This window comes from Paenibacillus sp. R-74696 (assembly GCF_055814915.1).
In genome coordinates, this window is record NZ_JBPULM010000030.1 from 561,953 (window position 1) to 577,212 (window position 15,260).

Sequence of the window (15,260 nt, forward strand, 5' to 3'; positions counted from 1 at the left end):
CCGCTTCTCATTAGGAGCCAGCGTATCATGCGAATGCTGCGCCTAAACTGCATCAATGCACAATGGCTTCCGGATGAAGCAGCGTATGCATATCCGTAGAAGAAGTAACGGTCAACCTCGGAACCAGCATTGGATCGGTTCCCGGCTCAGCAAAACCGCTGCGTACGGAGAACGCCATCCGATAACCATTTTCACGCAAATGATAAATAATCTGTGTGTTCGCCTCGCCGTACGGGTAAGCAAAATAAGGCGAGTCAATGCCAAGCTCTTTTATTTGGTGAATATCATTCGTAATCAGGCTGGCGTCTGCAAGCGAAGAATAGGCAATGCCGCAAACCGCTGTCCCTTTTTTGTGCAAATCATAGGTGTGGCTGTGATATTCAAATACGTCGCTCGACGCTTTCATTTCCTCAGTGGAAAGAAAGCTTGTTTTTTTCGAATCGAATGCTGCCGTCTTTTGTTGAATATGGGTTCCAACAACAAACATCGTCGCGTGAAAGCCATATTTTTTCAAAATAGGATAAGCATAAATAATATTGTTTTGATACCCATCATCGAACGTAATAACGACCGACTTATCCGGCAAAACACCTTCGCCATTTATATATTTCTCGAGCTGCTCCATCGTCGCTGTCTTGTAGCCATTCGTGTGCAAATATTCCATCCCCTGCTCAAACGATTCCAAACTAATCATGGAATTGTTGTCCGGCTCGCTAATGTCAGCCTTTGGAGCAATGTAGTGGTACATCAATACGGGTACCCGATCAGCATTGTCCGCCAGCGTCAACGCTTTTGAATCCAGCAGCGGTTGATTTGCTTGTTTATGCGTCATAATAAACGCTCTATTTTTGGCTAATTCCCAAGAGGTGCAGATTTTTTTCGTAACAACCGTCCCTGGATGGGCTACTGCTGTAGCATAGACAGCGATTAGAAGGACGAATGACAATAGGCCGGCAGCGATATTTTTTTTGGAACGGGACATACAAACTCCTTTCAAAAACCTTTATTGCATGTTCAGCTTTGCCTTATTCCGCATTTAGCGGGCCCAGCTTCTCGCCTCCAAGCAAATGGAAATGCAAATGATACACCAACTGGCCGCCATCGCTATTCACATTGTTAATTAAACGGTAGCCAGATTCGGCAATGCCCTGCTCGATCGCAATTTGACGTGCTGCTGTGAACAGCTCAGCCATTACAGCATCGTCGTTTGCGGTCACATCATTCATTGTGGCAATATGCTTTTTAGGAATGATTAAAATATGTACGGACGCTTCCGGCTTAATATCTTTAAAAGCAATGACTGTATCCGACTCATACACTTTAGTTGACGGCAATTTACCTTCGACAATTTTACAAAAAATGCAATCCATTCAAAACTCCCCCTAAATTATGTTATACAACCTTATTCCATCATAACGGAATGAGCAAAGCTCGTCCAATCCCCTCAGTCTTCCTATAGGATAAAAGATGGATCGGCATAGGTTTTTGACGGCTCGCAGCTATTGCAACCGGGCATCTGTGTGTTCGCCTATCGCCTGCTCCAGCTTATCCGCAATTTCCAGCCAATTGTTGTAGCCATTGCCGATTTGAATGGACAAGCTTCTGCTTTCCAATGTATCTGTATTAAAAGCCATTACAGCTTCCAGCTGCTTGCTGAATGCCTGCTGAAGCTTCGTTAGATAAGCCTGCTCGGCTGCCGTTAGGGCACCCTCATGGCCGCCGACCTTGGCCAACGACTGCTGCACCGCGTTAAAATAAGCTTCCAGCTTGCCGCTAGCAAACTCCGTGCCATTATACTGATGCGCTTCTTTCAAATAATCCATCACATGATCCACATGACGGAAAGCCGCGCCTGCACTGAATTTGGCCTCATTCCGCTCCAAAAGCTCCGCTGATTTCCCCAGCTTTTCAAGCTCAGGCAATACCGCATTATAAAATGCTGCGGCGCCGATGGCATCGGAAGCGACACGCTGTCCAGTCTCATATTTCTTCTCTTGAATGTTGGACAAATATTGCGAATATAAAAACATGTTTCCATTAAGGCTGCACACCAGCAGCACGATAGTGATTGCCAATGCAATCGGCTTTTTCTTCGGCGGTTGTTGCTCTACTGACACGCTTTCTTCCCCCTAAAATTAAATCGCCTTACTATAAATAATTACAGCTATTGCTGCCTCTTCGCCATAAAGGTGCTGCTCCAGCTTCAACGAAGTCGCACCGACTGCCCGCCATCAAAAAAGAATACGTGGCACTGCGCTACTTTACGCAGCAAAACGGCTTCGAGCGCTTCCGCATAAAGCTCCAGCTGAAACCGATGGCGCTCTGCTGCCTGCTCCCATTGCTGATTAATGATCCGGTCCGTTTTATAATCGACCAGGACCAATCCATGCTGATCCTCGAACACACAGTCCACCACGCCTTGAATTAAAATCTGCTCGTCCTTTGCTTCGTCAGCAACAGAAGGGTGCACCCGCGAGGCAGACAGCATGCAGCTGAATGGCACCTCGCGTTTGACCTCACCGGCTGCCAGCAGGCGCAAGCCAAGAGGGCTTGCGAAAAAAGCAGCAATGTTCATGGCATCAATAACCTCCGCTTGACGCGTTGTCAAGAGCTTGCGTTCTACCATGCCGCGGACCGTCTTAATAACGACGTCCCCGTCAACTGTGCCATTAAGCGGTATATGCTGCATGACAAGGTGATTGACAGAGCCTTTCTCCGCCGCTGTAAGTGAAATCTGCTCCATAAACCGCGGACGGCGCAAGCGGAAGGAGCCTCTAGGCGCTGGCTGTAGGTCATTGCTATTATTCGCTTCTCCTTGCTCCCTTGCGACACCCGACTGCTCCGGATGTTCTAACGGCTCCGACGATGAATAGCTGCCGCTTGCATTCACATCATTCATCGCTGCGGCTCCAGTGTCAAACAAAGGAGCCGCTTCGCGGTCAGCAAGAGCTTCCCCATGAAGACGTTTAATCTCAGTAACAGACGTTTTGGCCGGCAAAAGAGTTGCAGCTTGATGAGAATAATGAAAATCCAATCGCTCGCTCAGCTCGCTGTCCTGCTCCTCCGGCTGCAGCTCAAGCTGCGCCAGCGAAAGAATGCCTTGCAGCCGCAGCTCCCTCTCCTCAAGGCCCTCATTTGGCTGGAGCGCTGCTGCTGCTTCACTGCTGAATACCGCCGCTGCAACGAAGCCTGATCGCCATTCCAGCCTTCTCATGCCGGATAGCTGATCTATTTCCTCTGCATCCTGCTGCTCAAAGCTTGATGCGGCGAGCGGTCCAAGCCAATCTAAAAAAGTCGTTGCCGATGCCAGTTTAAAATCCGGTATGCTGCCGCTTGCGTCAACAGCTGCCAGCCAGCCTGGCAGCTTCTTAGCTGCATCTGAAACCGTACCGACCAGAAACATTTTTTCCTTTGGGCGGGTGAGAGCCACATATAAAATCCGCATTTCCTCGGCCAGCATTTCCATGCGCAGCCTGCGGCGAATGGCTAGAAATGGCAATGTCGGATAGCTGACACGCTGCTGTGGATCCACAAATCGCGGTCCGAATCCGAGCTGCTTATGACGCAGAAAAGCACTCCGCAAATCCTGCTGGTTAAATGACTTGCCGAGACCTGCCGTGAACACGACGGGAAACTCCAGCCCTTTGCTCTTGTGGATCGACATAATGCGGACGACATTTTCCTGCTCGCCGAGCGCCCTTGCCGTGCCAAGATCCCCTCCGCTATCGCGCATTCGCTCTACAAAACGCAAAAACCGGAACAAGCCCCGGAAAGAGGTTGCCTCGTAACCGCGAGCGCGGTCATGCAAAGCGCGTAAATTCGCTTGGCGCTGCGTGCCGCCAGGGAGACCGCCGGCAAAATCATAATAAGCGGTTTCACGATAAATACGCCAAATGAGGTCAGCCAACGCGCCCTGTCTGGCCTCGCTGCGCCAACGCTCAAGCTGCGCGAGAAAATGAGTCAGCTTCTGGCGCAACGCCTCTGGGAGCGTTAGGCTGCCTTCAGCAGCTAGCAGCGCTTCAAAATAGCTGACGCCGGACTTTTCTATCCTTATGAGCGCCAGCTCCTCGGCGTCCAAGCCGAAAATAGGAGATCGCAGCGCACCTGCGAGCGGAATATCCTGATACGGATTGTCAATGACACGAAGCAGGGACAATATCGTCTGCACTTCAATGGCATCAAAATAGCCGCTGCTCAGCTCGGCATAAGCGGGTACCCCATCAGCCTGCAGCTCCTCGATGATAATAGGCGCCCACTGCGATGTCGCGCGCAGCAAAATAACGATATCCCGCCATTCCAACGGACGGCTCCGTTTGTTTTTGCCATCATAAACGCGGTAGCCGCTGTCCATAAGCGATTGGATTTTCCGCGCAATCAGCCGGCCTTCCAGCTGCGCTGTCTGCAAATCCTCCGCCGACTCAGCAGCGTCTTGCCCCTCTTCCTCATCCTCTGGCTGCACTTTATCCTCCGCGATGACAGAGCCGGCCTTATCGATGACAATCAGCTCTACTTCGTATGCGCCCGTTTCCTCTGCTGCTGGATAAGAAGCGCCGCATACAAGCTCTGCGCGCTGATCATAATCCATTTCGGCTACGGATTCCCGCATAATGCCGCGAAATACATCATTCACGCCGTCAACTACCTCTTGACGGCTGCGGAAGTTGCGCGCCAGATCAATGCGCAAGCCTGCTGATTGTTCATCGGAAGAAGCAGCTTGAGCTATTGACGATGCATGAATGGCAGCTTCTTTATCCGCTTCGTCCATGCCCGGCTGAGCAGTCTGAACCGCGTAGCTTTTGTATTTATGCATAAATAGATTTGGCTCCGCAAGCCGGAAGCGGTAAATGCTTTGCTTTACATCGCCAACCATAAAACGGTTCCCCGCTCCCGGTCTTGATATCAGCGTTACAATCGCTTCCTGCACCATATTCATGTCCTGATATTCATCAAGCAAAATTTCATCGAATTGGTTCTGGTATTCCAGCGCCGCATTCGAAGGCAGTGTCTGCTCTACGGACGAGTCTTCCGTGCGCAATATGCGCAGGCAATAATGCTCCAGATCGCCAAAATCCAGCAGCCCCTTCTCCCGTTTCGCTGCTTCATACCTTTTGCCAAAATCAATAATGAGCTCGCTCAGCGCCGCCATTAATGGAGCCAGCTTCTGCAGCTCCTCCAAAAACTGTTCCGGCGTACGCCCGAACAGCTCATCGGCTAATGTGCCGAGCAGCTTTTTGGCACCGTCCCGCAAATCTTTCGCCTGCTCCTGCAGCGATTTGTCATATTCGTCGCCGCGCATCGCCTTTAATTTCCCAAATTCCACCGTATGGAACGGCTCAAACCATTGCTCCCAAGGGCCTTCCTGTACGGCAGTCTTGAGCATGAGGACAAGTGCCAGATCGTCCTCGAAATTGGCAGCATAAGGCGCTGGTCCAGCAGGCTCGCGCGTTAAATCAAGCCCCTTCCGCAGCAGAGCCTCCGCGCCGGCAAGCGCCAGCTCCACATCGTCGCGCAAGCTGGCAACCCAGCTGCTGTGCTGAAGCTCGGCTGCATTTTGCACATTAAAGCTTTGAGCCGTTTCTCGCAGCCATTCTTCAGGCCATGGATGGCTTTGCGCAAAAGCATACAGATCCTGTACGAGCTTGTACAGCGGCTCATCGCCGCGTTCTCCGCCCAACCGGTCCGCCAGCGCCAGAAAAGCGCCACCGGCGCCAGAATCGGCATCAGCCTCGTCATATTTTTCCTCAAACAGCTGATCCAGCACCTCCATCCGCAGCAGCTCGCTCTCTGTCTCATTGGCGATGCGAAAGCCGGGATCAAGCCCAATCAGCGGATAATAACGGCGAATAACATCTAGACAAAAAGAATGAAGTGTCGTGATCGACGATCTGTTCATCAGCGCAAGCTGGCGCCGCAAATGCTCAGATTCAGGCTGGCGATCCAGCTCCTTCTCCAGCGCAAGGCGAATCCGCTCCTTCATTTCCGCAGCTGCCGCTTTCGTAAAAGTCGCAACGAGCAAACGGTCCACATCGGTCGCGGAAGAAATTTTGCGAATGATGCGCTCCACCAGCACAGCCGTTTTGCCAGAGCCAGCAGCAGCAGCTACAAGGATGTTGGATCCTTCTGTTACAATGGCGCTCCACTGCTCATCGGTCCAGGTGCTGCCTTCTGGTTTAATGGCCTTTATCATTTCCGTCATCGATGCTTTCTCCTTTCTCCAGCCGCTGCCATAGCTCTTCCGTTGAAGGCTTGCGAAGCCGCACATATTCATTGCCGTCAAACAGCGGATCGAACTGGCAAACCGCTTTATAATCACAATATTGGCAAGGTATTTTTGTCCCAAGCTTGTACGGCTCAATCGATACCTTGCCACAGCTGATTTCCGAGCCAATTCCGCTAATCGTCCTCCTGACGGAATCCCGCAAAATGTCCCACTGCTTGTCCGTCACGACGGAAGAGCTGCTATAGAAAGCTCCATCCTTCTTAAGCGCTACAGGCAATAGCTCGGAGTATCCCGTTTCCAGCTGATTATCCATGAGGCGCACCGCCTCTGCTTCCGCCGTAACGAGCCCTCTCAGCTTGAAGCGCTTGCGCAGCTCTGCCTTGATTTTCGCTTCCGGCATTTGATTCGACATCGCAAGCAGCGGATTATGCACGTGAAAATAAAGCACGCCCGCAGGCGATGCCTGCTTTCCAAGCCAGCCGGAAGAATGCGTCACCAATACGTCCAAATACGTCAGCATTTGCAGGGAAAGCCCAAAGGCCACTTCCTCCAGACGCAGCTGAGTCACGCTAGACTTGTAATCCAGCACGCGCAGCAGCAGGCCCTGCTCCGTATCCGCAGCATCTACCCGGTCGATTCGCCCGATTATTTCCATGGACTGTCCATCCTGCAAAGGAATGATAAGCGGCGGCAGCGTTCCGCCAGGCCCAAAATCAACCTCCAGACCGACTGGCTGGAACGCCGCCCGGCGGGCATGCTCACTGAGCATAATGGCCGCCTGCGCTACAATTTCCTTAAGCTTGCGGGCAATATAGCGATAGCGGCCGCTGCTCAGCAATATTTGCGATTGCAGCCTTGGTGCTAGCTCGTCCACCGTATGAACCGCCGCCGCGCGGATTTCACGCTCGGAAGCCGAGCCGAAAGCGTGGCCAAGCCCTTCTTCTCCGGCCAATCGGCTGAGCGCGGCGTGAAATAGTTGTCCCACATCGGGCGCTTCCAGCCGGTTCATTTTACGCTCGCGCAGCTTCAGCCCATGAATGGCAAAATGCTGAAAAGGGCACGACACGAAGCGCTCCATTCTCGAGACACTCGCCCTCAAGCGAACGCCATAAAGCTGCTGTGCCGTATCAGCGGTCAACAGCTCCTCCTGATTCACATATCCAAGCGATTTCGTAAGCAGCGCAAGCTTCGCCTGCCATTCTGGACGTACTGCGAACCAATTGTAAAGCTCCCACCAAAAAGGAGCAATCTCGCTACCCTGCTTCCAAGCGCGCAGCTCCGTTATTAAGTAAGACAAGGCTCGCTTTGGATGCTGGATATATTCCCTTTGCTCCTTTACAGACATAGCCGGCGTAGGCTCCGCCTGCACTTGCTGTATCGGCAGCCCATGAAACAGCTGTCTTACCTGCCTGATAATTTCGGATGGGAGCAGGCTTTTTCCTTCTTCATCTGCCTCTGACCAGCTCATCCACAAATGGCGGCTCGGCGTTGTGAGCGCACTATAAATCAGAAAGCGCTCATCGAGCAGCCTTCGCTTGACGCCAGGTGCCATCACCAAGCCTTCCTCAGCCAGCCGCTCCCGCTCCTGATCCGTCAGTACGCCATCCTCCTGAAAACGCATCGGCATGACGCCATCATTGGCTCCCAGCACATAACAGATCTGTACCTGTCCGGAACGCGTCCGGTCCATGCTGCCTACCAGCACCTGATCGAGAGCAGGCGGAATGGCTCCTAATTTCAGGCTTTCCAGTCCTGTCTCAAGCATGCCAACGAATATATCGGCGGACAGCGGTTCATTTCCGACGAGCTCGACCAATTGGTCAAGCAAATTCATGACCCCATCCCACAGCTGGCGATGACCGCGTGAGCGCTGTACACGCCCAGCCTCGCTGTCCTCGCGGCTCCAGCGCTCCAGCCGATCCGCCGCCCCCGTATGCTCAAGCAAGCGGTATAAAGCTTCACACATCATGGTGACATTTGAAGCCTTCTCCAGCTCTTTGCCAAACTGCTGCAATGGCGGGACGATTACGCCGCGCGCCGCCATGACTGCTTCGAACTCCGCCTTCGCACGCATGGATGGCGCATTGGCCGCTGCATCCTGTTCTTCCTCAAGCGACTCGACAATGAATGGACGCCATCTTTTTTCATCCAGCCACTTCCAGCCATCAATGCCCGCCGCCAAAACGAAGTTTTCCAGCCAATCAAATTGATCACGGGGAATGCTTCCGTCAAGCGGAAACAGCAGCTCCGTCTTAATGCAGCGGAACACCGCCTCATAGCTCCAATTATGCAGCACCGTCTCCAGCGCGGAGCGTATGAACTCGACCAGCGGATGATGAACGGTGGTGTGCCTCTGATCAAGGAAATAGGGGATATTGTATTCTTGAAAAACAGCTTCGATATAGTCGCTATAATCTCCCGTATTCCGCACCATAACCGTCATATCGCGCCAGTTTGTTCTATCTTCCCTTACCCGGCGCAGCATATCGCGCGCCAGCAGCTCCACCTCGGTTCGCCGATTTGCTGCCGCATGCAGCGACAGGCCGCATAATGGACTGGCTGCATCCAGCATAGCCGGATTAGAAAGCGCCATTTGCGTCCGGCCCCCGTAGTGGCGCTCCAAATGAGCCAGCATAGGGCTGCTGCTGAACCTGTCCGCCGCTTCACCGCCATCGTTTACTGTACGGCCAAGCGTGCCGAGCATAATAGGCTCCAGCATTTCAACGCCTAAGCCCTCCGCCAGCTCCCTCAGCTTTACATAAGCGTCTGCTGTAGGATGAAACAAATCCAGCTCTCCTGGCCGCTCACCATCCGCATAGGTTCGATTCAGCTTAAGTGTAATCGTCACTTTCTTCGCCCTGCTAATAAGCGAGCTAAGCGCGACATATTCTTTTGGCGTAAAGCCATTAAACCCGTCTATCCAAATTTCCGTGTCTCGAATCGTTGAAAATTCGGACAGCCCCGTCGACAGATGAGCCAAATAATCCTCCGAATCCAAATATTGCCCAGCGAGCTCGGTCTCCAGCTTCTCGTATACAAGCTGCAAGTCATGCAGCTTGCGCTTCAGCAAGGCTGAGTCCTGCAGGGCAGAAGCTGCCTCTTCCCTGCGCTCTGCAATCATCGCCGAATTAATGCCATAACGCTTCCATTCGGTCAACAGCTCCCCAAGACGCTCAATGAAGCCCGGTTTTCCCGCTCCATGCTCGAATAGCTCCAGCTGATTGCCCAGCCGCTGTACGATTTTATAGAGCAGCATATTCTTGCCCTCGTCGCCAATTGGAATAAGCGCTGTTCCTCCGGTTTCCTGCATGACGCGAAGAGCAAGCCTGCGCAGGCTCAGCACCTGCGCCCGAATCATTCCCTGCAAGCCGCTGCCTCGAAGCAGCGTATACTCGGACTGAAAGGTCGCCTGTTCGGGCACGAGCAAAATTAGCGGAGCCCCGTCCGGGTCTGCGCTCAGCCTGCCGCGAACCGCATCCAGGCAATATGTCGTTTTTCCCGCTCCCGAGCGGCCCAGCACTAATTGAAGCGGCATCATGCAGCCCTACCTTCCGTTACGGTTCTATTATCAACCATACTACCATACCCGTAGCCACTTTTCACGAGCACTTCAAACATACGTTCTTAAATATTTGGCAAAAAAACCTCTTGAACGAGCAAAAAGCATACTCGCCGTTCAAGAGGTTTCCGTTATTTGCTGCGCACCTCAAAGATGGCAAATTTCAAGTAATGCCCTTCTGTTACGCCAAGCAGCTGCGGATGATCCTTGCCTGCCGCCCGCCATTCCACAAGCCTAAGCAGCTTGCCTGCATCGGCTGCGGCCTCCTGAATCGTCTCCAGAAACAAATCAGGACGCATATGGTAGGAGCAGCTCGCCGTTACCAAATAGCCGCCTTCATTCACCAGCTTCATGCCATGCAAGTTAATATCTTTATAGCCGCGGACAGCACCTGCTACCGCATTTTTTGTTTTGGCGAACGCCGGAGGGTCCAAAATGACAACGTCCCAGGTTTGGCCGCCGCCGCTGATCGGCTTGGACGTATCCGTGCCTGCACGGCTGCGCTCCAGACGCTCCTCCAGCCCCTTCGTTTGCAGTCTCAAGTAATCAAAAGCATCGGTTACAACAAATTGTACGCGATCGGTAAAGCCGTTGCGTTCCACATTGCGGCGCGCCGTATCAATGGCATGCTCGGAAATGTCCAAGCAGGTCACTTTCTTCGCCCCGTATTTACAGGCGTGCAAGGTAAAGCTGCCCGTATGCGCAAAGCATTCCAGCACCGTAGCACCGTCCCAGTAGGGGAAGGTGACCTCTTTGCCATTTGCATTGACTGGAACGAGTTCCCCTGTTGTCTCTGCACTCGCGCTGCTGTCCTCGGCAGGCTTCGGCATTAGCTTAATGCCGCTGCGCAGGCCCCAGCCCTTCATCAGCGGAGCGATGGAGGCGCGATTTTCACGCTGATCATAGAAATAGCCTGTCTTCTGGCCCTCCACAATATCAACCTCAAGCTTAAGCCCATTTTCTTCGATTTCCAAAATCGCCGGGCATTCCCCGTACAGCACGCCTGTACGCTTCTCTAAGCCCTCCAGCTGTCTAACGCCGACATCACTGCGCTCATAGATGCCACGCGGCTCAAACACCTGGATAAGCGCTTCAATGATCGCATCGCGGTGAATGTCCATGCCGAGTGTCAGCAATTGGATGACTAGCACATCATTAAAGCGGTCAACGGTCAGGCCTGGCAAAAAATCAGCTTCTCCGTATACGAGCCTGCAATCCTGATCCGGCACAAAACGGCTGCGGTGCTCCTTCGCCTGCTGGAAACGATCGTGGAAAAACGCAGCATCCATTGCCTCAAGCTGCTTATACGAAATAATACGCACCGTAATTTGCGATTTAGGATTCCAATAGCCCGTTGCCAGATAACGTCCTTGGTGACTGACTACGTCAACCAAGCCGCCCGGCTCTGCGGTGCCTTCCATTTTATCAATCTCGCTTGCATATACCCATGGGTGGCCCTGCTCCAAACGTTTTTTGCGCCCGCGCTGCAGCGCTATCCTTGCTCTCGTCATTATGGCAAAACCAACCTCTCTCATGCTTGTCATGCTTGTCTTGTTTGCTGCATATATGTATGGGTACATCTGTCACTCGTTTTTAGAAAAGGAGATTCAGCCCATGCTTCATTCTATTATTTTGCCGATTGTGATCGGCTTTGCATTATTCTTGAGCGGCATGAAGCTGATGGAGCTGGCGCTGCATCGCCTTGCCGGCACACAATTGAATCGTATTTTGCAGCGGTTTACCGCTACGCCCATTCACGGACTGGCGGCTGGCGCCATCTCTACTGCTTTTCTTCAGAGCAGCACAGCCGTTACCGTCATCTCTATAGGCCTCGTCAATGCCGGGCTGCTCACCTTTCGGCGAACGCTCGGCATCATTCTTGGCACCAACATCGGCACCTGCCTGACGACGGAGCTGCTTGGGCTGAGCCTTGAGCGTCTCACAATGCCGCTGCTCATTCTCTCCGTCTCCGCCTGGCTGCTGACCGCACTGCTCGGCGAGCTGCAGCTTATTCCCGCCTTAAGGACGGGCGGCTGGCTAAACACGATTCGTTCCGCCTCCGTTGCTACGCTCGGCTTTGGCATTTTGCTCGCCGGCATGGCGATGATGCAAAGCGTCGGCCCGGACATTCAGCAAAGCGCCATGTTTGACTGGTTTATGAGCAAAACGGCGGACAGCCTCTGGTGGGGGCTGGCCGCCGGTGCGGTGCTAACCGCAGCCGTGCATAGCAGCACGGCTGTCATTGCCATTATTATGGGTTTTGCGGCAATCGGAGCGATGCCGCTAGAGGTTGGCATTGCCGTTGTACTAGGCGCAAACGTTGGCACCTGCGTCACAGCACTGCTCGCCTCCATTGGCGGATCGCGCGCGGGACAATTCGTTGCGCTCGCCCATATAACGCTGAATGTCGGTGGCGCGCTGCTTTTCATGCCGTTTGTTGGCCTGCTCGCTGAAATATCTGCTTGGCTGACCGCAGCTCCAGCAGCGCAAATTGCCCATGCGCAAACGCTGTTTAATATTTTCAGCTCGCTGCTTGCCCTGCCGCTTTGCTATTTGCCAGCACTGCGGCGGGCGCCGCACCCAAACTAAACTTCCAACCCTGCACTATAAGCTATGTAAATGGTATGCCGAGGAGCTCTAATGCGCCGGAGACAATCCGATTGTTGTTGTCATAGCCGGATTGCTTCTGGCGTCTCCATGCATCAAGCGGCTCGAACCAATCCACTCCGCGAATTTCTTCTACTTGAGCTTGCAAATCGCCGCCGATGGCTTCAACCAGGTAATAGTGAACCTCTTTATCGACCGTACCATAGGTATCATGCTGGTACTGATATTTAATTTGGTCAATAGGTGCTACGATATTGCCCTGAAGCCCCGTTTCCTCAGCAATTTCCCGCAATGCGGTCTGCTCAACGGTTTCGCCTGTCTCCATCTTGCCTTTGGGAAGCGATACTTTGCCATAACGATCCTGAATAAGCTGAATTTGCAGCTTGCCTTCTTCCGTGCGGCGGTAGACGACGCCTCCTGCTGATATTTCCTTCACACCTGTTTCCCCCTTGCCTGATTGACATCATATCGCAATAGCGAAAATTCCAGCCGCTGCCTACTAGCGAAGCCAGCGACCGAAATCCGCGCACATTGAATGGCCTTTTGTTATGCTCTTAATGCTTCTGCATTTGTATGAACAGCAGCTTGCTGATCCTGCTCATTATCCAGCTCCAGCACAAAGCTGTGTGTCTCAGAGCCGCGAAGTGCCGGCACTTCGCCTTCCAGCACTCGCACGAGCTGGCCACGGCATTCATTGACGCCAGCTTCGGTAACCTTAACGCGGCACAGCTTCCCGATTAATTCTTCGGAGCCGTTGAATACAACTTGAATGTAGTTGTCGGAATAGCCCATAACAAGTCCCGTTCCTGGAGCTCCCTTGTAGTCGCGCTCTGGAATAATATCAAGCACAGCGCCTACATACTTCTCTGCATAAGCAAGCTGCATGCGCTCGGACAAGTCGATCAGCTTGTGGACGCGTTCATTCTTAATTTCATCATCCACTTGATCTTCCATGCGCGCTGCCGGTGTACCCGTCCGTTTGGAGTACGGGAACACGTGCATTTCCGAGAAGCCCAGCTCCTCCATAAAGCGGAAGCCTTCCTCGAACATTTCATTCGTTTCGCCAGGGAATCCAACGATAACGTCCGTGGTAATGGCAACACCCGGCATAACCTCGCGGATACGCTTGATTTTCGCCGCGAATTCCTCGGTCGTATATTTGCGGCGCATCCGCTTCAGCACGGAGTTTTCGCCGGCCTGCAGTGGAATATGGAGATGACGGCACATTTTCGTAGAACGATTCAGCACATCAATCATTGCCTCATCGATCTGGCTTGCTTCAATCGAGCTGATACGGATACGCTCCAGCCCTTCGATATGATCCAGATCCCACAGCAAATCGCTCAGACGGTAGTTATCCAAATCGTCGCCATAGCCGCCAGTGTGAATGCCCGTAAGCACGATTTCCTTGTAGCCTGCCGTAACCAGCTGCTTCGCTTGCTCAACAACGCTATGCGCATCCCGGCTGCGGGACAAGCCGCGCGACCATGGAATGATGCAGAAGGTGCAGAAGTTGTTGCAGCCCTCCTGAATTTTCAGAAATGCCCGCGTGCGCTCGGCAAAATCAGGCACATCCAGCTCCTCGAATTCGCGCGTCTTCATAATGTTGCGAACAGCGTTGACTGGCTGGCGGTCCGCATGAATTTGATCGACAAATGTCATGATTTTCTCGCGATCCTGCGTACCGATAACAAGATCGACGCCGGGAATCGCCATAATTTCGGCTGGGGACGTCTGTGCGTAGCAGCCTGTTACCGCTATAACGGCATCCGGATTGCGGCGCACTGCGCGGCGAATGATTTGGCGGCTCTTCTTGTCGCCTGTATTGGTCACCGTACAGGTGTTGATTAAATAAACATCAGCGGTCGCTTCGAAATCGACCTGCTCGTAGCCTTCATTTTTGAAAAGCTGCCATATCGCTTCCGTGTCGTAAAAATTCACTTTGCAGCCTAATGTATAAAATGCAACCGATGGCATGTTGTTATACTCCTCCCATTTCTCCAGCTTCATACAGCAAGCATGTCAATCCGACGATACCTGCGGTTTCCGTCCGCAATATCCTTTTGCCGAGGCCGACAATAATGGCTCCTGCTGCTTCTGCCTCATCTGCTTCACGCTCGGTAAAGCCGCCCTCCGGCCCCACCATTAGCAATACGCTCGGAGCGGAAGTATCGTTTACCCTGTTAGAGCGCCAGCTAGATAGCGCCTGCCTAATGCCCACGCCTTCCGCTGCATCGCCTTCTCGTTCGTAACAAAACAAAACTAAATCATAGGAAGCAATCGATTTGACCAGCTCGCGCCAGCTTCGTACCGGCTCTACAGCCGGTACGCGGCAGCGATGCGACTGCTCCGCGGCTTCCTTGGCGATTTTGCCCCAGCGCTCCAGACGCTTTGCTTCCTTCTTGCCGTCATATTGCACAATCATGCGCTCCGACTGGAACGGGACAAACGAATAGGCGCCAATTTCGGTGCCCTTCTGAATGACCAATTCCATCTTGTCGCCCTTCGGCAAGCTTTGGGCAATCGTAACGAGCCAGCTCGGCTCGCTATTTTTGGGAAGCTCCTCTGCAATATCCGCCACAACTTCGGTGGACGCCGCTTCACGCACCGAAGCAAGCACGACCCGCTGCTCGCCGTCGCTTGCTATAAACGTATCGCCTGCCTTCATCCGCATGACGCGCACAGCGTGGAAAGCATCCTCCCCAAGCAAGCGGACCTCATCATCTGCAAACTGCTCTTTCGCTATAAAATACCGCTGCATATTGTCTACATAACCATCCTTCATAATAGCATGTTTTCATGTCGAAAATCCATGACCAAACCGTGCCAAACAAGGTGAAACGGCAGGCGCCATCCTTTGGCAGCGCAGCGCGT

General features: G+C 52.9%; 10 protein-coding genes. 1 reads left to right on the forward strand and 9 read right to left on the reverse strand.

The features are described from left to right. Positions 1 to 52: 52 nt before the first annotated feature. The 6 genes from ACSR9A_RS14065 to ACSR9A_RS14090 all read right to left on the reverse strand — a co-directional run bounded on the left by ACSR9A_RS14065 (position 53) and on the right by ACSR9A_RS14090 (position 11,290). Positions 53 to 982, reverse strand: a complete 930-nt coding sequence (locus tag ACSR9A_RS14065) for a polysaccharide deacetylase family protein (RefSeq protein WP_473757777.1) — start codon at positions 980 to 982, stop codon at positions 53 to 55. Positions 983 to 1,025: 43 nt separating this feature from the next. Then, positions 1,026 to 1,370 (reverse strand): histidine triad nucleotide-binding protein, encoded by a 345-nt coding sequence (locus ACSR9A_RS14070; protein WP_473757778.1) that lies wholly within the window; start codon positions 1,368 to 1,370, stop codon positions 1,026 to 1,028. 129 nt (positions 1,371 to 1,499) lie between these two features. After that, positions 1,500 to 2,117 carry a hypothetical protein gene (locus tag ACSR9A_RS14075; protein WP_473757779.1) on the reverse strand — a complete coding sequence of 206 codons (618 nt, stop codon included), beginning with the start codon at positions 2,115 to 2,117 and terminating at the stop codon, positions 1,500 to 1,502. A gap of 86 nt (positions 2,118 to 2,203) precedes the next feature. Then, positions 2,204 to 6,196 (reverse strand): helicase-exonuclease AddAB subunit AddA, encoded by a 3,993-nt coding sequence (gene addA / locus ACSR9A_RS14080; protein ID WP_473757780.1) that lies wholly within the window; start codon positions 6,194 to 6,196, stop codon positions 2,204 to 2,206. Continuing rightward, on the reverse strand, positions 6,171 to 9,758 hold the full coding sequence (addB, locus tag ACSR9A_RS14085; protein WP_473757781.1) for a helicase-exonuclease AddAB subunit AddB: 3,588 nt from the start codon (positions 9,756 to 9,758) through the stop codon (positions 6,171 to 6,173). The genes addA and addB overlap by 26 nt, the downstream gene beginning before the upstream one ends. A 152-nt stretch (positions 9,759 to 9,910) precedes the next feature. Continuing rightward, positions 9,911 to 11,290, reverse strand: a complete 1,380-nt coding sequence (locus ACSR9A_RS14090; protein ID WP_473757782.1) for a class I SAM-dependent rRNA methyltransferase — start codon at positions 11,288 to 11,290, stop codon at positions 9,911 to 9,913. Between the two features lie 103 nt (positions 11,291 to 11,393). Here ACSR9A_RS14090 and ACSR9A_RS14095 point away from each other — a divergent pair, with 103 nt between their 5' ends. Further along, the gene (locus ACSR9A_RS14095; protein ID WP_473757783.1) at positions 11,394 to 12,368 is read left to right on the forward strand and encodes a Na/Pi cotransporter family protein; all 975 of its coding nucleotides are present in this window, start codon (positions 11,394 to 11,396) and stop codon (positions 12,366 to 12,368) included. A gap of 22 nt (positions 12,369 to 12,390) precedes the next feature. On the opposite strand, the gene ACSR9A_RS14100 is transcribed toward ACSR9A_RS14095, so the two are convergent. From ACSR9A_RS14100 to ACSR9A_RS14110, 3 genes are all read right to left on the reverse strand, one after another. Next, positions 12,391 to 12,822, reverse strand: a complete 432-nt coding sequence (locus tag ACSR9A_RS14100; protein ID WP_473757784.1) for an NUDIX hydrolase — start codon at positions 12,820 to 12,822, stop codon at positions 12,391 to 12,393. 110 nt (positions 12,823 to 12,932) lie between these two features. Further along, positions 12,933 to 14,363 (reverse strand): tRNA (N(6)-L-threonylcarbamoyladenosine(37)-C(2))-methylthiotransferase MtaB, encoded by a 1,431-nt coding sequence (mtaB, locus tag ACSR9A_RS14105; protein ID WP_473757785.1) that lies wholly within the window; start codon positions 14,361 to 14,363, stop codon positions 12,933 to 12,935. 4 nt (positions 14,364 to 14,367) lie between these two features. After that, positions 14,368 to 15,147, reverse strand: coding sequence for an RsmE family RNA methyltransferase (locus ACSR9A_RS14110; protein WP_473758016.1), 780 nt, complete (start codon positions 15,145 to 15,147; stop codon positions 14,368 to 14,370). Positions 15,148 to 15,260 lie beyond the last annotated feature (113 nt).